We start from the raw sequence: 20,953 nt of genomic DNA on the forward strand, positions 1-20,953 counted from the left end.
TCTCCTTCGTCGCGCGCTCTCGTCCGCGGCTCGCTCTCGTCCGCCGCACCGGCGACCGGATGCAGGACGTCCGCCTGCCGCGCGTCGCGCGTCCCGTCTGGACAGGCGCTCGGGCGGCCACTACAGTCGTCCTCGGGTTAGGCAAGGCTTACCTGAGGATGCGGTCCGGGGGCGGGAACCGCCCCGTCCTCCCGCGCAGACGATCAAGAGAACACACGTGCTCGCAAACTACCTCATCGGCCTCCGTGAAGGCCTCGAAGCCGGCCTCGTCGTGGGCATCCTCGTCGCGTACCTGACCAAGCTGGAGCGGCGCGACGTGCTCCCCCGGCTCTGGACGGGCATCGCGGCCGCGGTCGTCCTCTCCCTGGTCACCGGCGCGATCCTCACCTGGGGGCCCTACGGCCTCAGCTTCACCGCGCAGGAGCTCCTCGGCGGCGGCCTCTCGCTGCTCGCCGTCGGCCTCGTCACCTGGATGATCTTCTGGATGGGCGCCAACGCCCGCAGCCTGAAGGGCGAGCTCGAGTCCCGGCTCGACGCCGCCGTGAGCGGCTCCGCGCTCGGCATCGTCGTGCTCGGCTTCGTCAGCGTCGGCCGCGAGGGGATCGAGACCGCGCTCTTCGTCTGGGCGAGCGTGTCCTCGAGCAGCGCCGCCTCCGGCTCCGAGGCGTGGGTCGGCACGATCGGCGCGTTCCTCGGCATCCTCAGCGCCGTCGTCGCGGCGTACCTGATCTTCCGCGGCTTCGTGCGGATCGACCTCGGCCGCTTCTTCACCTGGACGGGCGGCTTCCTCATCGTCGTCGCGGCCGGCGTGCTGCTCTACGGCGTGGGCGATCTGCAGGAGGCCGCGCTGCTGCCGGGCTGGGGCACGCCGCTGTTCGACCTCGGCCCGATCCTGCCCGCGCCGGTCGTCGCCGTGCTCGGCGGGCTCTTCAACTACACCCCCGAGCCGACGGCGCTGCAGTTCGTCGCGTGGCTCCTCTACCTCGTCGTCGTCGGCGCGCTGTTCGTCCGCCAGGTCCGCTCGCGGCGGCCGCGTCGGGGCAGCTCGACCCCGGTCGCCGCGCCCGCCCCCGCCGCCGCCTCCGTCTGATCCCGCTCCGGCGCCGCCGGAACGACCTCCCACCACCAGGAGAACCATGCCCTCGCGCACTCGCCCCCGTCTCCCCCGCGTCGCCGCCGGCATCGCCGGAGCGGGAACCCTCGCCCTGCTGCTCGCCGGCTGCGTGCCGAACACGCCGGCCGCCTCCTCCGCCGCGGCCCTCGACGTCGCCATCGACGACGGCGCCTGCGCCGTGTCCGCCGCGACCGCCGAGGCCGGCGCGGTGACCTTCGCGCTCGAGAACACGGGCTCGGACGTCAACGAGTTCGAGATCCTCGCCGAGGACAAGCTCCGCATCGTCGGCGAGAAGGAGAACGTGACGCCGGGGCAGAGCGTGTCCTACGTCGCCCAGCTCGAACCCGGCACCTACTACACCGCCTGCAAGTTCCAGCAGGTCGGCGCCCCGATCGGCCTCGCCGAGTTCGTCGTGACCGGCGAGGCGACCGAGCAGTCGGCCGATGAGCAGGCCGCGACCGAGGCCGCCGTCACCAACTACGTCTCCTACGTGCAGTCGCAGTCCGGCGAGCTGCTGCCGGCCGTGACGGCCTTCGCGGAGGCGTACAAGGCGGGCGACGACGAGACGGCGCGCAGCCTCTTCGCCTCGACCCGCGTCTTCTACGAGCGCATCGAGCCGACCGCGGAGGCCTTCGGCGACCTCGACCCGAAGATCGACTACCGCGAGGTCGACGCCGTCGCCGAGGGCCTGGACTGGACCGGCTTCCACCGCATCGAGAAGGACCTGTGGGTCCCCGCCGCCGACGCGCTGAACTCCGACGGCACGAGCGCCTGGATGGACTGGGCTCCGTCGACCCCCGAGCAGCGGACCGCCTTCGCCGACGGCCTGGTCTCGGACGTGCAGGACCTCTACGACCTCGTCGCCGCGCCGGACTTCACCGTCTCGGTCGGCGACATCTCGAACGGCGCCATCGGCCTGCTCGACGAGGTGGCCGCGGGCAAGATCACCGGCGAGGAGGACTGGTGGTCGGGCACCGACCTGACCGACTTCGCCGCGAACGTGCAGGGCGCGGAGGTCGCCTTCGGCAACGTCGAGCCGATCGCCACCGCCTCCGGTGACGACGGAGCCGCGCTCACCGCCGAGATCGGGCAGCGCTTCGCCGAGCTCGACGCGATGCTCGCGCAGTACGGCTCGCTCGACTCCGGCTTCGTCGCGTACTCGAGCGTCACGGACGAGCAGAAGAAGGAGCTTTCGGACCAGGTGAACGCCCTCTCGGAGCCGCTGTCGCAGCTCACCCACACGGTGCTCGGCGTCGAGGAGCCCGCGGAGTAGTGGAGCCCCAGCAGAACGACGCCGCCCCCGCCGCTGCCGTGGACGCGGCCGACGAGCAGCCCCGCCGCCTCTCGCGGCGCGGGCTGCTCGGCCTCGTCTCCGCCGGGACGGCGGGGCTGGCTGCGGGGATCGGCGGGACGGTCGCCGTCGCCTCCGCGTCGAGCGCGACCGCCTCCTCCGCAGCGACCCGGGTCGTGCCGTTCTTCGGCGCGAACCAGGCCGGGATCACCACGGCGGCGCAGGACCGCCTGCACTTCGCGGCCTTCGACATGGCGAGCTCGGCGACCCGCGACGACCTGATCGAGCTGCTGCAGGACTGGACGCTCGCGGCCGCGCGCCTCGCCCGGGGCCTCGACGTCAGCGAGGAGGGCGCCGTCGGCGGCCCCGACACGGCACCGCCGGACGACACGGGAGAGGCGCTCGGTCTCGACGCGTCCTCGCTCACCCTCACCTTCGGCTTCGGCCCGACCCTCTTCGTCGACGAGTCGGGCGCGGACCGCTTCGGCCTCGCCGACCGCCGCCCCGCCGAGCTCGAGGCGCTCCCCCGCTTCCGCGGCGACGCGCTCGTTCCGGCCGCGGGCGGCGGCGATCTCTGCATCCAGGCCTGCGCCGACGACCCGCAGGTGGCCGTGCACGCGATCCGCAATCTGAGCCGCATCGCCTTCGGGCGGGCGTCGCTGCGCTGGTCGCAGCTCGGCTTCGGCCGCACGTCCTCCACCTCGACGGCGCAGGCGACCCCGCGGAACCTCTTCGGCTTCAAGGACGGCACGGCGAACATCAAGTCGGAGGAGCCCGACGCGGTGCAGGAGCACGTCTGGGTGCAGGACGCCGACGGGCCGGCCTGGCTCGCGGGCGGCAGCTACCTGGTGGCGCGCAAGATCCGCATGATCATCGAGACCTGGGACCGCAGCCAGCTCGGCGAGCAGGAGCGGGTGATCGGCCGGAGCAAGGGCTCCGGTGCACCGCTCTCGGGCGGCGACGAGTTCACCGAGCCCGACTTCGAGGCGGCCGGCGCGACCGGCGCTCCGCTGGTCGACCGGGAGTCGCACGTGCGGCTCGCGCACCCGACCGTCAACAACGGCGTCCGGCTGCTGCGCCGCGGCTACAACTTTGTCGACGGCAACGACGAGCTGGGGCGGCTGAACGCGGGGCTGTTCTTCCTCTCCTTCCAGCGCTCGCCGGCGCAGTTCATCGCGGTGCAGCAGAACCTCGCGACCGATGCTCTGAACGAGTACATCAAGCACGTCGGCTCGGCGGTCTTCGCCGTTCCACCGGGAGTGCGCGACGAGAGCGACTTCGTGGGATCGGGACTGTTCGCCTGATCGCCAGTGTTCCTGAGGGGATGCGCATGCCGGCTCAGGTCATCGGCGGGCAGCTCTTCGGCGACGGCGAGGACTGCTCGCTACCGTCGTCGACGATGTCAGGGAACAGTGCGAAGAACGGCCTCACCAAGCGCGAGCGGCAGGAGCTCGCCCGGATCGAGGCGAGGGAGCGGCGCGAGAGCGAGCGGCGCCGGAGGCGGCGGAACCGGCTGCTCGGCCAGGGCGGTGCAGCGCTGGGGGTGCTCGCGGTCGTGGCGCTCGTGGCGTGGAACGTCTGGTCGCAGCAGGAGGTCGCGAGCACCGGTCCGGCGAACATGCGGAGCGACGGGATCGTGCTCGCGGGAGCGGACTCGGCGGTGAGCGCCGTGACGACGGCGCCGATCGAGGCCGGCGAGCAGCCCGTGCCGACCGACGAGGCGGCGACCCGGGCGGGAGGCGTCGCCACGATCGATCTGTACGTCGACTACCTCTGCCCGTACTGCGGGCAGTTCGAGACGGCGAACGCGCCGACCCTGCGCTCGTGGCTCGAGCAGGGGGCGATCACGCTGGAGATCCACCCGGTCGCGATCCTCGACTCGTCCTCGGCGGGGTCGGAGTACTCGAGCCGCGCCGCGAACGTCGCGGCCTGCGTGGCGGACGAGGATCCCGATCGGTTCCTGGCCGTCCACGAGGCGCTGTTCGCGAAGCAGCCCGCCGAGGGGACGACCGGGCTGAGCGACGACGAGCTGCGGGCGCTCGTGACCGGGGCGGGTGTCACGGACGACGACGTCCTCGCGTGCATCACGGCGGGCGAGTTCCGGCCGTGGGTCGCCGCGGCCACGAAGCGGGCGACGAGCGAGCCGCTGGCGAACTCGTCGGTGGCGGAGCTGACCTCGACGCCGACGGTGCTCGTGAACGGGCAGCAGTACACCGGGGCGCCGGACGACGCGGACGCGTTCGTCGCGTTCGTCACCGCGACGCTGGAGGCGGAGGGCGCGGCGCCGTCGCCGGCGCCGGGCGGCTGAGGGGTCTCGATACGCCGCTGCGCGGCTACTCGACCAGCATGCAGGGGGCGCTGCGCGGCTCGTCGACCACCCTGCAGGGAGACGCTGCGCGGCTGGTCGACCACCACGCAGGGAGACGCATCCATGCTGGTCGAGTAGCCCTCGAAGAGGGCGTATCGAGACCTGACGTGTGCACGCGTCGGTCTCGATACGCCGCTGCGCGGCTACTCGACCAGCATGCAGGGGGTGGCGCTGCGCGGCTCGTCTATCACCATGCAGGGAGACGCTGCGCGGCTCGTCGACCACCCTGCAGAGGGCCGCGTCCATGCTGGTCGAGTAGCCCTCGGAGAGGGCGTATCGAGACCTGACGTATGCACGCGTCGGTCTCGATACGCCGCTGCGCGGCTACTCGACCAGCATGCAGAGAGACGCTGCGCGGCTACTCGCCAGCATGCAGCGCGGGCGGCAGCTCCATCGGGTGCACCCGGAAACGACGAACGACCGGCGGAGCGGGCTCCGGCCGGTCGTTCGTGCGGGGCGCCGTGGGGCGCCCCGGGTCAGCTCTGCTTCTTCATGCGGCTGGTCGCGCGGGCGCGGGCGTTCGCGTCAAGCTCGACCTTGCGGATGCGCACGATCTCGGGGGTGACCTCGACGCACTCGTCCTCGCGGGCGAACTCGAGGCACTCCTCGAGCGTCAGCTGGCGCGACGGCGTCATCGACTCGAAGGTGTCGGAGGTGGACTGACGCATGTTGGTCAGCTTCTTCTCCTTGGTGATGTTCACGTCCATGTCGTCGTTGCGCGAGTTCTCGCCGATGACCATGCCCTCGTAGACCTCCTCGGTGGGGTTCACGAAGAAGGTCATCCGCTCCTGGAGCGCGATGATCGCGAACGGCGTCACGACGCCGGTGCGGTCCGCGACGATCGAGCCGTTGTTGCGGGTGACGATGGCGCCGGCCCACGGCTCGTAGCCGTGCAGGATCGCGTTGGCGATGCCGGTGCCGCGGGTAGTGGTGAGGAACTCGGTGCGGAAGCCGATCAGACCGCGCGAGGGGACGATGAACTCCATGCGGACCCAGCCGGTGCCGTGGTTCGCCATGTTCTCCATGCGGCCCTTGCGGGCGGCGAGGAGCTGCGTGATCGCGCCGAGGTACTCCTCCGGGGCGTCGATGGTGAGGTGCTCGAAGGGCTCGTGCACCTTGCCGTCGACCTGGCGGGTGACCACCTGGGGCTTGCCGACGGTGAGCTCGAAGCCCTCGCGGCGCATCTGCTCGACGAGGATGGCCAGGGCGAGCTCGCCGCGGCCCTGGACCTCCCACGAGTCGGGACGGCCGATGTCGAGGACCTTGAGCGACACGTTTCCGATGAGCTCGCGGTCGAGGCGGTCCTTCACCATGCGGGCGGTGAGCTTGTGGCCCTTGACCTTGCCGACCAGCGGCGAGGTGTTGGTGCCGATGGTCATCGAGATCGCCGGGTCGTCGACCGTGATGGCCGGCAGCGGGCGGATGTCCTCCGGGTCGGCGATGGTCTCGCCGATGGTGATCTCGGGGAAGCCCGCGATCGCGACGATGTCGCCGGGGCCCGCGGTCTCGGCCGGGTAGCGGTCGAGCGCCTTCGTGATCAGCAGCTCGGTGATGCGCGCGTTGGTGTGCGAGCCGTCGTGGTGGACCCAGGCGACGGTCTGACCCTTCTTGATCGTGCCGTTGAAGACGCGGAGGAGGGCGAGGCGGCCGAGGAACGGCGACGCGTCGAGGTTGGTGACGTGGGCCTGCAGGGGCGCCTCGTCGTCGAACGTCGGCGCCGGGATGTGCTTGAGGATCGCCTCGAACAGCGGCTCGAGGTCCTCGGCGTCGGGCAGCGTGCCGTCCTCCGGCTTGTTCGCGGAGGCGCGGCCCGCCTTGCCGGACGCGTAGACGACGGGGACGTCGAGGATCGCGTCGAGGTCGAGGTCGGGGACGTCGTCCGCCATGTCTGAGGCGAGGCCGAGCAGGAGGTCCTGGCTCTCGGCGACGACCTCGTCGATGCGCGCATCGGGGCGGTCGGTCTTGTTGACCAGCAGGATGACGGGGAGCTTCGCCTCGAGCGCCTTGCGCAGGACGAAGCGGGTCTGCGGCAGCGGGCCCTCGGACGCGTCGACGAGGAGGCAGACGCCGTCGACCATCGACAGGCCGCGCTCGACCTCGCCGCCGAAGTCGGCGTGGCCGGGGGTGTCGATCACGTTGATCGTGATGGGGCCGTCGACCGCGTGCTTGCCGCTGTAGGACACAGCGGTGTTCTTCGCGAGGATCGTGATGCCCTTCTCGCGCTCGAGCTCGTTCGAGTCCATCGCGCGCTCGTCCACGTGGGCGTGCGCGTCGAAGGAGTTCGTCTGCTTGAGCATGGCGTCCACCAGGGTGGTCTTGCCATGGTCGACGTGGGCGACGATCGCGACGTTGCGCAGGTCGGAGCGGGTGGCACTTGCCATGTGAACGGACTCGTCTCGTGTTCTCGTGCAGTAAGGGGGACCCTCCATCGTACCGCAGGCGCGCGGTCCGACGGCGGAGGGCCCCGTTCCCGGTCGGCGACCCGATGAACATCGGGTGACGCCGGCCGCGGAACGGGGCCCTCAGCGGTGGTGGTGCGGGTCGATCAGACCGCGAACTCGATGCCCGCGCCGGGGATGGCGGCGAGCAGCTCGCGGGTGTACTCCTGCTGCGGCGAGTCGAACACGGTGTCGGTCGAGGCGTGCTCGACGATCCGGCCCTTCTGCATCACGCAGACGTCGTCCGCGATCACGCGGACCACGGCGAGGTCGTGCGTGATGAACAGGTAGGTGAGCCCGAGCTCGGCCTGGAGATCGGCGAGGAGGCGGAGGATCTGCGCCTGGACGAGCACGTCCAGGGCCGACACCGCCTCGTCGAGCACGACGATCTCGGGCTTGAGCGCGAGCGCGCGGGCGATCGCCACGCGCTGGCGCTGGCCGCCGGAGAGCTCGTTCGGGTAGCGGCCCGCGATCACGCGCGGGAGCGACACCTGGTCGAGCAGCTCGAAGACGCGCTCGCGCTGCGACGCGCGATCGCCCACCTTGTGCACCCGCAGCGGCTCCGAGATGGTGTTGCCGATGTTGTGCAGCGGGTCGAGCGAGCCGTACGGGTCCTGGAACACCGGCTGCATCGAGCGGCGCAGCGCCAGCATCTCCTTGCCCTTGATCTTCTCGGTGCGACGGCCGTCGATCGAGATCGATCCCGAGGTCGCCGTCTCCAGACCCAGGACGAGGCGCGCGATCGTCGACTTGCCCGAGCCCGACTCCCCCACGAGCGCCGTGGTGGTGCCCTTGGGGATCGAGAACGAGACGTCGTCGACGGCGGTGAAGTCCTCGGCCTTCAGCCCGCCGCGGCGGATCTTGAAGACCTTGGTGAGACCGTCGACCTCGATCATCGGCCGCGCGGTCGTGGTCGCACCGCCGTGGTGCGCGCCGGCCGCGCCGACCAGGTCGACTTCGTGGACGGACGCCGCCTCGCCGGGCACCGACTCCGTGGCCGCACCGGCCGTGGACTGGATGCGGCGGGAGGCCAGGCTCGGCGCCGCCGCGATCAGGCGCTGCGTGTAGGGGTGCTGCGGGTTCTGCAGCACCTCCACCGAGGCGCCGGACTCGACGATGCGGCCCTTGTACATGACGATCAGCTTCTCGGCGCGCTCGGCGGCGAGACCCAGGTCGTGCGTGATGAAGAGCAGCGCGGTGCCGTCGGTCTTCGTCAGCGTCTCGAGGTGGTCGAGGATGCGCCGCTGCACCGTCACGTCGAGCGCCGAGGTGGGCTCGTCCGCGATCAGCAGCTGCGGCGACGCGGCCAGGCCGATGCCGATCAGCACGCGCTGGCGCATGCCGCCCGAGAACTGGTGCGGGAACTGCTTGAGCCGCTTCTCGGCGTCCGCGAGCCCCGCGTTCTTCAGGACCTCGATCGCCTTGGCGCGGACCTCCTTGCGGCCGCTGGCGAGGCCGTTGGCCTTGATCGTCTCCTCGACCTGGAAGCCGACGGACCAGACCGGGTTGAGGTTGGACATCGGGTCCTGCGGCACGTAGCCGATGCGGCGGCCGCGGATGTCCTCGAGCTCGGCCCTGGTCGCCTTCGCCAGGTCCTTGCCGTCGAACAGCACGGAGCCGGCGGTGACCTGACCGCTGCCGGGCAGCAGGCCGATGATCGCCGCGGCGGTCGTCGACTTGCCCGAGCCGGATTCGCCGACGATCGCGACGGTCTGGCCGTGGTCGATCGTCAGGCTGACGCCCCGGAGGGCCTTGACGAGTCCGCTGCCGGTCTGGAAGCCGACCTCGAGGTCGGTGACCTCGAGCAGCGGGCCCGTCGGCGTGGTGGGTGTCGTGTTCGTCATCGGAGGGCCCTCGCCTTCGGGTCGAGCGCGTCGCGCAGGGCCTCACCCATCAGGATGAAGCTCAGCACGGTGATGGTCAGCGCGGCGGACGGGTAGATCAGCGTCTGCGGGTTGGTCCGCAGGTCGCGCTGCGCCTGGCTGATGTCGTTGCCCCACGACATCACGTCGCCCGGCAGGCCGACGCCCAGGAAGGACAGCGTCGCCTCCGCGGTGATGGCCGCGCCGAGGGAGATCGTCGTGACGACGATGACCGGGGCGATGGAGTTGGGCATGACGTGGCGGAACAGGATCGCCATGCGGGACAGGCCCGTGGCGGTCGCGGCTCCGACGAAGTCGGACTGCTTCACCCTCAGGACCTCGGACCGCAGGACGCGGGCCGTGGTCGGCCACGCGAAGGCTCCGATCGCCAGGGCGATGACGAAGACGTTCCGGTGGGCCGAGAAGACCGACATGATGACGACCGCGGCGAGGATGTAGGGGATCGAGAAGAAGATGTCGCCCGCGCGCATGATCACGGTGTCGACCCAGCCGCCGAAGAAGCCGGCGAGCGCGCCGCCGATGACGCCCGTGATCGTCGTGATCAGGATCACGATCAGGCCGACGGTGAGCGAGGTCGAGGCGCCGTGGACGATGCGCGCGTAGACGTCGCAGCCCTGCTTCGTGTAGCCGAGGAGGCTGCCGTCGCCGGGCCCCTGGTTGCTGAAGCCGAGGTCGCAGGCCCGGGGGTCGATCGACGTGAAGAGGTTCGGGAGCAGCGAGACGGCGAGGATCAGGACGATCATCGCGCCCGAGATCCAGAACATGGGCCGCTTGCGCAGGTCCTGCCAGGCGTCGGTCCACAGGTTGCTGGGCTTCTCGTCCAGGGAGACGGCGTCGATCGAGGCGATCGGCGTCTCCTCGAGCGGTGCCACGAAGTGATCGATGCGGCGCGCGGCGCCGCGGTTCATCTCATTTGGCATAGCGGATCCTCGGGTCGAGTACGGCATAGAGCAGGTCGACGAGGATGTTCACCACGAGGTAGAACAGCACCATGACCGTGACGAAGGAGACGACGGTCGGCCGCTCTCCTCGGATGATCGCCTGGTAGAGCGTGTTCCCGACTCCGGGAACGTTGAAGATGCCCTCGGTCACGGTCGCGCCGACGATCAGGAGGCCGAAGTCGGCTCCGAACTGCGTCGTGACCGGGATGAGCGAGTTGCGCAGGATGTGCACCGGGATGACGCGCTTGCGCGACAGTCCCTTGCTGTACGCCGTGCGCACGAAGTCCGAGCCGGCGGTCTCGATGACCGAGCCGCGCGTGAGCCGGATCGCGGAGGCGACCACGAACAGCGCGAGCACGATTGCCGGGAGCAGGAGCCGCTCGAACGTCGGCGAGCCGCCGACCGTCGGCGAGAACCAGCCCAGCTGCACCGCGAAGAAGGACTGCGCGATGAAGCAGAGCACGAAGATCGGCACCGAGACGAGCAGGAGGCTGACCACGAGCGCGCTGGCGTCGAAGAACGAGCCCTTCCGGAGTCCGCTGATGAGCCCGATCGTGAGAGCGACGACGATCTCGATGACGATCGCCATCATGGCGAGCGTGAGGGTGACCGGGAAGGTGCGGGCGAGGATGTCGTTGACGGACTGCCCCGAGAAGGAGATGCCGAAGTCGCCGCGGACGACTCCGCCGAGGTAGTAGAGGTACTGCACGATGAACGGCTCGTTGAGGTGGTACTGCTCCTCGAGGCGCGCGAGCAGGGCCGCGTTGGGGGTCTTGTCGCCGAAGAGGGCGAGGAGGGGGTTCCCCGGCATGGCGAAGACCATGAAGTAGATCAGGAACGTCGTCCCGATCAGGACGGGGACGGCTTGCAGGATGCGTCGGACGATGTAGGCGAGCACGTCAGCCCTGCCTGTTCCGGTGTCGCATGGTGGACCTCATTCGATCGTGACCCAACAAGGCGCTCCGCCCGTGGGAACGGTCGTGCCGTCCCCACGGGCGAAGCGCCCGTCGTGTCTGATGTCAGCTCTTGGTGATCTGGTAGAACAGCGGAACCGAGTTCCACCCGAACTCTACGTCGGAGACGTTCTCGCTGTAGCCACCGGTCACGTTGGCGTACCAGAGCGGGATCGACGGGAGGTCCTGCAGGAGGACCTCCTGAGCCTTCTGGTAGTCCTCGTTCGCGGTCGCGAGGTCGGTCTCGGCGGAGCCGTCGGCCAGGAGCTGGTCGAACTCGGCGCTGGAGTAGTCACCGTCGTTCGACGAGGCGTTGGTCGCGTACAGCGGTCCGAGGAAGTTGTACAGACCGGGGTAGTCGGCCTGCCATCCGGTGCGGAACGCGGTCTCGATCGAGCGGTCGACGATCTTGGTGCGGGCCTCGGCGAAGGTCGGGTAGGCCTCGCCGATGGCGTCGATGCCGAGGGTGTTCTTGACCGAGTTCATCACAGCGTCGACCCAGCCCTGGTGGCCGCCGTCGGCGTTGTAGGCGATCGAGAAGGTGCCGTCCCAGGGGCTGATCGCGTCGGCCTGAGCCCACAGCGCCTTCGCCTCGTCGGGGTTGTACTCGAGCACCTCGGCGCCCTCGAGGGAGTCGCTCCAGCCGTCGATCACCGGGGAGGTGAAGTCGGAGGCGGGGGTGCGGGTGCCCTCGAAGATGACGTCGGTGATCTGGTCGCGGTCGAAGGCCATCGAGATGGCCTGGCGACGCAGCTGGCCCTCCTCACCGCTGAAGTGCGCGAGGCGCTCCGGGATGGTGAAGGACTGGAACACGGCCGAGGCCTGGTTCACGGCGCGGTCGCCGAGGTCGCTCTCGAACGTGCCGAACGCGGAGTCCGGGATCTGGTCGATGACGTCGACGTTGCCCGCGAGCAGGTCGGCGTAGGACGCGTCCTGGGTGGCGTAGAACGTGATCGTGATGCCGCCGTTGACGGGGACGCGGGGTCCGTCGTAGTCGGGGTTCACGACGAGGTCGATCTGGACGTCGTGCTGCCAGGCGCCCTCGCCGTCGAGCATGTAGGGGCCGTTGCCGATCGGGTTCTCACCGAAGGCGTCCATGTCGTCGTACGCGACGCTGGGCAGCGGGTAGTAGGCCGAGTAGCCCAGGCGCTGCGGGAAGTCCGACTTGGGCGAGGACAGCGCGACGGTGAACGTCGTGTCGTCGACGACCTTCAAGCCGGTCAGCTCGGTGTCCTCGTCGTAGCTGAAGCCCTCGATGTCCTCGAAGAAGTAGCTCTGCAGCTGCTCGTTCGAGTACTTCGCGCCGTAGTTCCAGGCGTCGACGAACGACTGGGCCGTGATCTCCTCGCCGTTGGTGAAGGTCCGGCCGGACTGGATCGTGATCGTGTAGTTCTGCGCGTCGTCGGACTCGACCGACTCGGCGAGGTCGGGCTGGGCCGCGCCCTCGGCGTCGTAGTAGTAGAGACCGGCGAAGATCTCGTCGAGGATCTTGCCGCCGCCCACCTCGTTGGTGTTGGTCGGCACCAGCGGGTTCTGGGGCTCCGAGCCGTTGGTGAGGATGATCGCGGCGGAGTCTCCCGCGGCGTCACCCCCGCCCTCGTTCGAGCTGCTGCAGCCGGCCAGGACCAGGGTGCTCGCGGCGACGAGCGCCAGAGCTCCGAGGCCGAAACGTCTGATTTTCACAATTCCTCCAGTGATGTGGGGGCGCGCGAGAAGTGGTTTCCCTGACGCGTGGAGTGCCGTGCGCGTAGCGACGACGTCGGCGCGCGAGACTGGTGGCCACCGCGCGAATGCCTCAGACGAGACTATGTATCGACTGCCTATCGCCACAAAACGATGAGGAAACCGTTACACAGCGGTAACCGGGAGGTGTAATCCTTGCGCGGATTCGCACGAATCCTGCGTCTGGGCGCCGTTCGGCGCACAGCAGCGAATCCAGGAAGAGGCCCGCTCGTGTCCACCGCTCCCCCAGCGCCCGCCCAGTCCCGGCGCCGGATCGGGGTCGAGATCCTGCTGGTCCTCGGCCTCTCGCTCGGCGCCTCGGCCGTCTACTCCGTCGTCTCGATCACGAACAAGCTGACCCGCTCCGTCGCGCTCGGGCAGCAGTCGACGACGATCAACGGGGCGCTGAGCGACCGGCCGGCCTTCGACCTGATCTACCAGCTGCTGGCCCTGTTCTTCGACCTCGTGCCGGTGCTGCTCTGCGTCTTCCTGCTCTGGCAGAGCGGACCGCGTCCGCTCGGGCGGCTCGGACTGGATCTCCGCCGGCCGCTCGGCGACCTCGGGACCGGGACGGTGCTCGCGGTGGCCATCGGCGCGCCCGGCATCGGCCTCTACGCGCTCGGGCGGGCCCTCGGGATCACCGTCGCGGTCGTCGCGTCGCCGCTGGACGCCTACTGGTGGACCGTCCCGGTGCTCGTGCTCTCCGCGATCCGGGCAGGGGTGCAGGAGGAGGTCATCATGATCGGCTACCTCTTCGCCCGGCTGGGCGACCTCGGCTGGGGTCGCTGGCGGATCCTGTTCGCGAGCGCGCTGCTGCGTGGCAGCTACCACCTGTACCAGGGCATCGGGCCGTTCATCGGCAACGTGATCATGGGCGTGGTCTTCGGGCTGTTCTACCAGCGCTTCGGGCGCACGCTGCCGCTGGTGATCGCGCACTCGATCATCGACGTCGTGTCGTTCGTGGGCTATCCGCTCGCGGTCGCGCTCTGGCCGGAGCTCTTCGCGGCGCCGACCCCGACCGCGACTCCCTCCGTCACGCCGACGCCCTGACCCCGCTCCGCAGGGAGGCTGAGCAGCCGATCCGTCGCGTGCAGTCGTGTCGAGAGAGCGGACACGACCGTCCGCGACGGATCGGCTGCAGCGGGCGTCAGGCGCGGATCAGGCGAAGGCCTCGATCGGCGGGCAGGCGCAGACGAGGTTGCGGTCGCCGAAGGCCTGGTCGACGCGGCGGACCGGCGGCCAGTACTTGCCGCGCACCAGCGAGCGGACCGGGTAGACGGCCTCCTCGCGGCTGTACGGGTGCGACCACTCGGCGTCGACGAGGCACTCCGCGGTGTGCGGGGCGTTGCGGAGCGGGTTGTCGTCCACCGGCCACTCGCCCGCGCCCACGCGGTCGGCCTCGGCCTTGATGCCGATCATCGCGTCGATGAAGCGGTCGATCTCGGCGAGGTCCTCGCTCTCGGTCGGCTCGACCATCAGCGTCCCCGCGACGGGGAAGCTCATCGTCGGCGCGTGGAAGCCGTAGTCGACGAGGCGCTTGGCGACGTCGTCCACGGTCACCCCGGTGGCCGCGGTGAGCGGGCGGATGTCGAGGATGCACTCGTGCGCGACGAGACCGCTGCCGCCGGTGTAGAGCACCGGGTAGTGCTCACGGAGGCGCGCGGCGACGTAGTTGGCCGAGAGGACGGCGGCGCCGGTGGCGGCGCGCAGCCCCTCCTCGCCCATCATGCGGGCGTAGGCCCACGAGATCGGCAGGATGCCGGGGCTGCCGTAGGGCGCCGCCGAGACGGGCGCGCCGCCGTGGACGACGCTCTCGCCGTGCTGGCCGACGGAGTGCTCGAGCCGCTGCGCGAGCGGGTGGCCCGGCAGGAACGGCGCGAGGTGCGCCTTCGCCGCGACGGGCCCGACACCGGGGCCGCCGCCGCCGTGCGGGATGCAGAACGTCTTGTGCAGGTTGAGGTGCGAGACGTCGCCGCCGAAGTCGCCGAAGCGGGCGAAGCCGAGCAGCGCGTTGAGGTTCGCGCCGTCGACGTAGACCTGGCCGCCGGCCTCGTGCACGAGGCGGCAGATCTCGGCGACCTCGTGCTCGTAGACGCCGTGGGTGGACGGGTAGGTGATCATCAGCGCGGCGAGGCCCTCGGCGTGCTCGGCGATCTTGGCGCGGAGGTCGTCGAGGTCGACGTTGCCGAGCTCGTCGCAGGCGACGACGACGACGCGCATCCCGGCGAGGACGGCGCTGGCCGCGTTCGTCCCGTGCGCGCTCGAGGGGATGAGGCAGACGGTGCGCGCCTCGTCGCCGCGCGAGCGGTGGTAGCCGCGGATCGCGAGGAGGCCGGCGAGCTCGCCCTGCGAGCCGGCGTTCGGCTGCAGGGAGACGGAGTCGTAGCCGGTGAGGTGCGCCAGCCAGCGCTCGAGCTGGTCGACCAGGGCGAGGGAGCCCTGGACGTCGGCCTCGGGCGCGAAGGGGTGCAGGTCGGCGAACTCGGGCCAGCTGACGGCCTCCATCTCGGCGGCCGCGTTGAGCTTCATCGTGCAGGAGCCGAGCGGGATCATGCCGCGGTCCAGCGCGTAGTCGGCGTCGGCGAGGCGCTTGAGGTAGCGCATCATCGAGGTCTCGCTGCGGTGCGTGTTGAAGACCGGGTGCACCAGGAACGGGGTGGTCCGCTCGAGCGCGCCCGGGATGCTGCGCGACGCGCCGGCGAGGACGCCGTGCTCGGAGTCCAGGTCGCCGATCGCGACGGCGACCGCGACGACCTCCTCCGGGGTGACGGTCTCGTCGAGCGCGACCGCGACGGTGTCGGCGTCGACGAGGCGCAGATCGAAGCCGGCCTCGCGGGCGCGGGCGACGGCGGCCTCCGCCCCCTGCGGGACGACGACCGCGACGGTGTCGAAGAAGTCGGCGTGCCGGAGCGCATGCCCGCGGTCGAGCAGGAGCCGCGCCAGCAGCGCCGCGCGGGAGTGCACCCGCTCGGCGATCCGGGCGAGGCCGTCCGGCCCGTGGTAGACCGCGTACATCGCGGCCATCACGGCGAGCAGGACCTGCGCGGTGCAGATGTTCGAGGTGGCCTTCTCACGGCGGATGTGCTGCTCGCGCGCCTGCAGCGAGAGCCGGTAGGCGGGGTTGCCGGCCGCGTCCTGGCTGACGCCGACGAGGCGGCCGGGCAGCTGGCGCTCGAGACCCTTGCGAACGGCGAGGTAGCCGGCGTGCGGTCCGCCGAAGCCCATCGGGACGCCGAAGCGCTGCGTGGTGCCGACGGCGACGTCCGCGCCCAGCTCGCCCGGCGAGCGGACGAGGGTGAGCGCGAGGAGGTCGGCGGCGACGATCGCGAGACCGCCGTGCGCCTTGACCGCGCCGAGGACGGCGGAGGGGTCCCAGAGGTGACCGGAGGCGCCCGGGTACTGCACGAGCGCGCCGAAGGACTCGGGGACGTCGTCCGCGTCGGTGCGCGAGAGCGGCAGCTCGACGATGCGGATGCCCACCGCCTCCGCCCGGCCGCGCAGCAGCGCGAGGGTCTGCGGCAGCGCGTCCGAGTCGACGACGAAGACGTCCGTCTTGGCTTTGGACGCGCGGCGGGCCAGCAGCATCGCCTCGACGACCGCGGTGCCCTCGTCGAGCATCGACGCACCGGCGGTGTCGAGCCCGGTGAGGTCGGCGACCATCGTCTGGAAGTTGATCAGCGCCTCGAGACGGCCCTGGGAGATCTCGGGCTGGTAGGGCGTGTAGGCCGTGTACCAGCTCGGGTTCTCGAGGACGTTGCGCTTGATCACGGCCGGGGTCAGCGTGCCGTGGTAGCCGAGCCCGATCAGCGGGCGGCGGACTGTGTTGCGCGCGGCGAGGGCGCGGAGCTCGGCCAGGGCCTCGGTCTCGGTGGCGGGCGCAGGGAGCACCGGCGCGAGATCGCGGACGTGGATCGACTCGGGGACGGCGGCCTCGACCAGTGCGTCGACGGAGTCGTAGCCGAGGGCCGCGAGCATCGTGCGCTGGGCGTCGGCGTCGGTCCCGATGTGGCGGGACTCGAACTCTCCGGGGGTGCGGACCGACATCTACTCCCCCACCAGCTCGCCGTAGGCGGCGGCGTCGAGCAGGCCGTCGGGCAGCGCGTCGAAGCGCACCTTGATCAGCCAGCCGTCGCCGAAGGGGTCGGCGTTCACCAGCTCGGGGCTGTCGACGACGGCGGAGTTGGTCTCGAGGACCTCGCCGTCGACGGGGGCGAACAGCTCGCCGACCGACTTGGTCGACTCGATCTCGCCGACGACGGAGCCGCCCTCGACGCGGGTGCCCGCCTCGGGAAGCTCGACGAAGACGACGTCGCCGAGCTTGTCGGCGGCGTAGGCGGTGATGCCGACGGTCGCGGTCTCGCCCTCGACCAGGATCCACTCGTGGTCGGAGGTGTACTGGAGCTCGGTGGGAACGGCCATGGTCAGTTCTTCTTTCTGGAGTAGAAGGGGAGCTCGGTGACGGTCATCGGGAGCCGGCTGCCGCGGATGTCGACGGACACGACGCTGCCGGGCTGGGCGGAGGCGGGCGCGACGTAGGCCATCGCGATCGGGACGCCGAGGGTCGGCGAGAGGACGCCGCTGGTGACGACGCCGATGACGTCGTCGTCGGGGCCGTGGACGCTGTACTCGGCGCGGGCGGCGCGGCGGCCCTCGCCGATCAGGCCGACGAGCACGGGGGCGTCGCCGGAGGGGCCCTCCTCGCTGGCCGCGCGGCCGACGAAGTCGATCGGCTTGCCGAGGGCGACGACGCGGCCGAGGCCGGCCTGCGCCGGGAAGACGTCGCGGGAGAGCTCGTGGCCGTAGAGCGGCATGCCGGCCTCGAGGCGGAGGGTGTCGCGCGCGGCGAGCCCGGCGGGGACGAGGCCCGCGCCGGCGCCGGTCTCGGCGAGCGCCTCCCAGAGCGCGGGCGCGGTGTCCGGGGCGACGTAGATCTCGAAGCCGTCCTCGCCGGTGTAGCCGGTGCGGGCGATCAGGATCGGGTGCGCCTCGAAGGTGGCGGGGACGGCGCGGTAGTAGCGCAGCTCCTCGAGCAGGCGGGCCGCGTCGTCGGTGTCGAGCACCGACTCCTCGCCCCGGTCGACCTCGATCGCGAGCCCCTGCACGTTCTGCAGGATCTCGAGCGAGCGCGGGCCCTGGATCGCGATCAGCGCGACGTCGTCGCTCTCGTCGAAGAGCTCGCACTCGAACATCGCGGTGCGGTCGCGCAGCTGCTCGGCGACGACGTGGCGGTTGGCCGCGTTCGCGACGACCATGAAGCGGTCCTCGCCGGTGCGGTAGACGACGAGGTCGTCGATCACGCCGCCGGTGCGGTCGAGCAGCAGCGTGTACTTCGCCCGGCCGACGGCGACGGCGGAGAGGTCGCTCGCGAGCGCGTAGTCGAGGGCGTCCACCGCCTCGGGGCCGACGACGAGGATCTCGCCCATGTGGGAGAGGTCGAAGAGGCCGGCCGCGGTGCGGACGGCGTGGTGCTCGGCGAGGTCGCCGGTGTAGCGGACGGGCATCCACCAGCCGGCGAAGTCGGTGAAGGAGGCGCCGGCGGCCACGTGCACGTCGTGCAGGGGCGAGCGGCGGGGCTCGGTGCTCGGCGCCGTGGCGTCGGGCGAGTCGATCTCGATGCCGCCGGACTCGGGCGCGCCGCCGTCGGCCGTGCGGGCGTCGACGGTGTCGTCGACAGGGGTCTCGTCGACAGAGTTTTCTTCGGACATGGGAGTTCTCCAATTCGTCGCAGTGCTGCGCACGCGCCCGCACAGGTCGGTGATGCGTGGCACAGCAGTGCCGTGGGAACTCCCCCTCTGTCGTGGTGCCTGAGAGATTCACGGCGCCCCTCGCGGAGCGCTCGCTTTCACCATCGGCGGATCCTCGAGCGGATCGCTTTCCAGAGTGGCCAGTTCGACGCGGTACAAGACCTGAGAGATTGGCGGGGAGGCTTGCTCCTTCGGTGCCGACCGGAGTCGGCTCTCCCGCGTCGCGTATGCGGCCCGGTATTCGGTTGTCCGCTCACCCTAGCGGTCGGGTGCGCGCGCTGTCCCCCCGCCGCGAGATGCCACTTGTGCTCGGATTCGTCGGCGTGTCGCGTGCACAAGTGGCATCTCGCGGCGGGGGAACGGGCGTGGGGACACAGGCGCGAGTCGGGTTGGTGTTCGGGTCGGGGTGACACTAAGGTGGGGCGTGCAGTTAGGGTCAGGACGACTTTTAGGGGGGGGCCGTGGAGGCAGCAGTGCCGCAGCTCGCGGTGTCGACCGTGATCTTCGCGCTGCGCCCGCACCCGGAGACCGGGGCCGCGACCGTGTGGATCCCCGCGGTCCGCCGCCTCCGCGACCCGTACCGCGGGCTCTGGGCCCTCCCGGGCGGCCCGCTCCGGCCCGACGAGGACCTCGCCGAGGCGGCCCGGCGGACCCTGCGCGAGACGACGGGCCTCGCTCCCCGCTACCTCGAGCAGCTCTACGCCGTCGGCGGCACCGAGCGCTCCCGCGGCGAGCGCCGCGTCGTGTCGATCGTCTACTGGGCGCTGGTGCGCACCTCCGAGGCCGACGAGGCGATCGTGGACGAGAACGTCGCCTGGCTGTGCACCGATCTGCTGCCGGAGCTCGCCTTCGATCACGGGCTGATCGTCGACTACGCCCTCTGGCGGCTGCGCAACAAGATGGAGTACTCCCGCATCGCGCAGGCCTTCCTCGGCGAGACGTTCACGCTCGCCCAGCTGCGCGAGGTGCACGAGGCCGTCCTGCAGAAGCCCCTCGACCCGGCGAACTTCCGCCGGACGATCGAGGCCTCCAAGACCGTGGTGCCGACCGAGCAGCGGCTGACGGGCACCCGTCACCGCCCGCCGCGCCTGTACCGCTACGACGGGTCCGTGGCACTCGTCGACAACGGGCCGCTGCCGGTCTAGCCCCGGCCGCCGCCCCCGTCCGCACCGCACCATCCGAGGAGACACCGTGACATCGGTCGACAGCACCAGCCAGCTCATCGAGCGCGGAGCGCCGGGCGAGACCTGCGCGCCCGAGCTCGCCGACGCGCCCTGGTCGTTCGACCTCGGCTTCCCCGCCTACGGCCCCGGCGCCTCCCAGGCCGACCCGATCCCGGCCGCGTCGCCGGTGCAGGGCCGGCTGCCGGACGAGTACACCTCGGCGAGCGCCGACGAGCTGCACCGCCGCATCCTCGCGGCCAAGGAGACGCTGGGCGAGCGCGTCGTCGTGCTCGGCCACTTCTACCAGCGCGACGAGGTGGTGCAGTACGCGGACTTCGTCGGCGACTCCTTCCAGCTCGCGAAGGCGGTCGCGAACCGGCCGGACGCCGAGGCCATCGTGTTCTGCGGCGTGCACTTCATGGCGGAGACGGCCGACATCCTCTCCCGCCCGGATCAGGCCGTGATCCTGCCGAACCTCGCCGCCGGCTGCTCGATGGCCGACATGGCGGACATCGACTCGGTCGAGGACGCCTGGGCCGAGCTGACCGAGCTCTACGGCACCGAGCCGGACGCCGACGGCCGAGTGCCGCTGATCCCGGTGACGTACATGAACTCCTCCGCCGCGCTCAAGGCGTTCTGCGGGCGGAACGGCGGGGTGGTCTGCACCTCGTCGAACGCGACGACGGTGCTGGAGGACGCGTTCGCGCGCGGTCAGCGGGTCCTCTTCTTCCCGGACCAGCACCTCGGCCGCAACACGGCGAAGGCGATGGGCGTGCCGCTGGAGCGCATGCCGATGTGGAATCCGCGGAAGCCGGGCGGCGGCTCGGACGAGGCGACCCTGCTCGACGCGCAGGTCATCCTCTGGCACGGCTTCTGCTCGGTGCACAAGCGCTTCACCGTCGCGCAGATCGAGCGCGCGCGCCTCGAGCACCCGGACGTCCGCGTGATCGTGCACCCGGAGTGCCCGATGGCGGTCGTCGACGCGGCGGACGAGTACGGCTCGACCGACTACATCGTGAAGGCGATCCAGGCGGCGCCCGCGGGCAGCACCTTCGCCATCGGCACCGAGATCAACCTGGTGCAGCGCCTCGCGGTGCAGTACCCGCAGCACACGATCTTCTGCCTCGACGACGTGGTCTGCCCGTGCTCGACGATGTACCGCATCCACCCGGGCTACCTCGCCTGGGTGCTCGAGGGGCTGGTCGCGGGGACGGTGCACAACCGGATCTCGGTCGACGACGCGGTGCAGGACCAGGCGCGTGTGGCGCTCGAGCGGATGCTCGCCGCGGTGCCGCCGGCCGGGCCGGTCGCCCCGACTCCCGCCGCGGGGGTCTGA

At 70.9% G+C, this 20,953-nt stretch carries 15 protein-coding genes and 1 riboswitch; of the genes, 7 read left to right on the forward strand and 8 right to left on the reverse strand.

What is annotated here, in order from left to right; translation table 11 throughout:
- Positions 1-217: 217 nt before the first annotated feature.
- Genes efeU through HQQ82_RS04250 form a run of 4 tightly spaced genes read left to right on the forward strand, consistent with a single transcriptional unit; the run spans position 218 to position 4,713 of the window.
- On the forward strand, positions 218-1,090 hold the full coding sequence (gene efeU / locus HQQ82_RS04235) for an iron uptake transporter permease EfeU (RefSeq protein ID WP_173231795.1): 873 nt from the start codon (positions 218-220) through the stop codon (positions 1,088-1,090).
- A gap of 46 nt (positions 1,091-1,136) precedes the next feature.
- Positions 1,137-2,387 (forward strand): iron uptake system protein EfeO, encoded by a 1,251-nt coding sequence (gene efeO, locus HQQ82_RS04240; protein WP_173231796.1) that lies wholly within the window; start codon positions 1,137-1,139, stop codon positions 2,385-2,387.
- Positions 2,388-2,425: 38 nt separating this feature from the next.
- Entirely contained in the window at positions 2,426-3,709 is a 1,284-nt protein-coding gene (gene efeB / locus HQQ82_RS04245; RefSeq protein WP_367947852.1) for an iron uptake transporter deferrochelatase/peroxidase subunit, read from the forward strand.
- Between the two features lie 26 nt (positions 3,710-3,735).
- Positions 3,736-4,713, forward strand: a complete 978-nt coding sequence (locus HQQ82_RS04250; RefSeq protein ID WP_173231798.1) for a thioredoxin domain-containing protein — start codon at positions 3,736-3,738, stop codon at positions 4,711-4,713.
- 536 nt (positions 4,714-5,249) lie between these two features.
- Here HQQ82_RS04250 and typA read toward each other — a convergent pair.
- The 5 genes from typA to HQQ82_RS04275 form a co-directional block, all read right to left on the reverse strand.
- Positions 5,250-7,154, reverse strand: a complete 1,905-nt coding sequence (gene typA / locus HQQ82_RS04255) for a translational GTPase TypA (RefSeq protein WP_173231799.1) — start codon at positions 7,152-7,154, stop codon at positions 5,250-5,252.
- Between the two features lie 164 nt (positions 7,155-7,318).
- Complete coding sequence (locus HQQ82_RS04260) at positions 7,319-9,055, reverse strand: ABC transporter ATP-binding protein (protein ID WP_173231800.1); 1,737 nt, start codon at positions 9,053-9,055, stop codon at positions 7,319-7,321.
- Positions 9,052-10,014: an ABC transporter permease gene (locus HQQ82_RS04265; protein WP_254071170.1), complete on the reverse strand. Its 963-nt coding sequence runs from the start codon at positions 10,012-10,014 to the stop codon at positions 9,052-9,054. Before HQQ82_RS04265 ends, HQQ82_RS04260 begins: the two co-directional genes overlap by 4 nt.
- Positions 10,004-10,933: an ABC transporter permease gene (locus HQQ82_RS04270; protein ID WP_173231801.1), complete on the reverse strand. Its 930-nt coding sequence runs from the start codon at positions 10,931-10,933 to the stop codon at positions 10,004-10,006. Before HQQ82_RS04270 ends, HQQ82_RS04265 begins: the two co-directional genes overlap by 11 nt.
- Positions 10,934-11,054: 121 nt before the next feature.
- Positions 11,055-12,671 (reverse strand): ABC transporter substrate-binding protein, encoded by a 1,617-nt coding sequence (locus tag HQQ82_RS04275; protein WP_173231802.1) that lies wholly within the window; start codon positions 12,669-12,671, stop codon positions 11,055-11,057.
- A 270-nt stretch (positions 12,672-12,941) separates the two neighbouring features.
- Here HQQ82_RS04275 and HQQ82_RS04280 point away from each other — a divergent pair, with 270 nt between their 5' ends.
- A complete protein-coding gene (locus HQQ82_RS04280) occupies positions 12,942-13,760 on the forward strand; it encodes a CPBP family intramembrane glutamic endopeptidase (protein ID WP_173231803.1) in 819 nt (272 codons plus the stop codon).
- Between the two features lie 108 nt (positions 13,761-13,868).
- Here HQQ82_RS04280 and gcvP read toward each other — a convergent pair whose 3' ends face one another.
- From gcvP to gcvT, 3 genes are read right to left on the reverse strand one after another with little or no spacing between them, the layout of a single operon-like run.
- Positions 13,869-16,754 carry an aminomethyl-transferring glycine dehydrogenase gene (gene gcvP, locus HQQ82_RS04285; RefSeq protein WP_173231804.1) on the reverse strand — a complete coding sequence of 962 codons (2,886 nt, stop codon included), beginning with the start codon at positions 16,752-16,754 and terminating at the stop codon, positions 13,869-13,871.
- On the reverse strand, positions 16,755-17,129 hold the full coding sequence (gene gcvH / locus HQQ82_RS04290) for a glycine cleavage system protein GcvH (protein WP_173231805.1): 375 nt from the start codon (positions 17,127-17,129) through the stop codon (positions 16,755-16,757).
- Between the two features lie 2 nt (positions 17,130-17,131).
- Positions 17,132-18,415 carry a glycine cleavage system aminomethyltransferase GcvT gene (gene gcvT / locus HQQ82_RS04295; protein WP_173231806.1) on the reverse strand — a complete coding sequence of 428 codons (1,284 nt, stop codon included), beginning with the start codon at positions 18,413-18,415 and terminating at the stop codon, positions 17,132-17,134.
- Positions 18,416-18,595: 180 nt separating this feature from the next.
- Positions 18,596-18,683: riboswitch (glycine riboswitch) on the reverse strand.
- A gap of 232 nt (positions 18,684-18,915) precedes the next feature.
- On the opposite strand from gcvT, the gene HQQ82_RS04300 reads away from it, so the two are divergent.
- Positions 18,916-19,599: an NUDIX domain-containing protein gene (locus HQQ82_RS04300; protein WP_173231807.1), complete on the forward strand. Its 684-nt coding sequence runs from the start codon at positions 18,916-18,918 to the stop codon at positions 19,597-19,599.
- 46 nt (positions 19,600-19,645) lie between these two features.
- Positions 19,646-20,953, forward strand: coding sequence for a quinolinate synthase NadA (gene nadA / locus HQQ82_RS04305; protein ID WP_173231808.1), 1,308 nt, complete (start codon positions 19,646-19,648; stop codon positions 20,951-20,953).

Origin of the sequence: Rathayibacter sp. VKM Ac-2856, from assembly GCF_013205055.1 — a bacterium.
Taxonomy (GTDB): Bacteria; Actinomycetota; Actinomycetes; order Actinomycetales; family Microbacteriaceae; genus Rathayibacter.

Bases quoted from the DNA above. Each gene is read 5' to 3' on its own strand.
- HQQ82_RS04260 (WP_173231800.1), bottom strand. From the start codon at position 9,055: ATGACGAACACGACACCCACCACGCCGACGGGCCCGCTGCTCGAGGTC.
- HQQ82_RS04250 (WP_173231798.1), top strand. From the start codon at position 3,736: ATGCCGGCTCAGGTCATCGGCGGGCAGCTCTTCGGCGACGGCGAGGAC.
- gcvT (WP_173231806.1), bottom strand. From the start codon at position 18,415: ATGTCCGAAGAAAACTCTGTCGACGAGACCCCTGTCGACGACACCGTC.
- efeO (WP_173231796.1), top strand. From the start codon at position 1,137: ATGCCCTCGCGCACTCGCCCCCGTCTCCCCCGCGTCGCCGCCGGCATC.
- gcvH (WP_173231805.1), bottom strand. From the start codon at position 17,129: ATGGCCGTTCCCACCGAGCTCCAGTACACCTCCGACCACGAGTGGATC.
- gcvP (WP_173231804.1), bottom strand. From the start codon at position 16,754: ATGTCGGTCCGCACCCCCGGAGAGTTCGAGTCCCGCCACATCGGGACC.
- HQQ82_RS04265 (WP_254071170.1), bottom strand. From the start codon at position 10,014: ATGCCAAATGAGATGAACCGCGGCGCCGCGCGCCGCATCGATCACTTC.
- typA (WP_173231799.1), bottom strand. From the start codon at position 7,154: ATGGCAAGTGCCACCCGCTCCGACCTGCGCAACGTCGCGATCGTCGCC.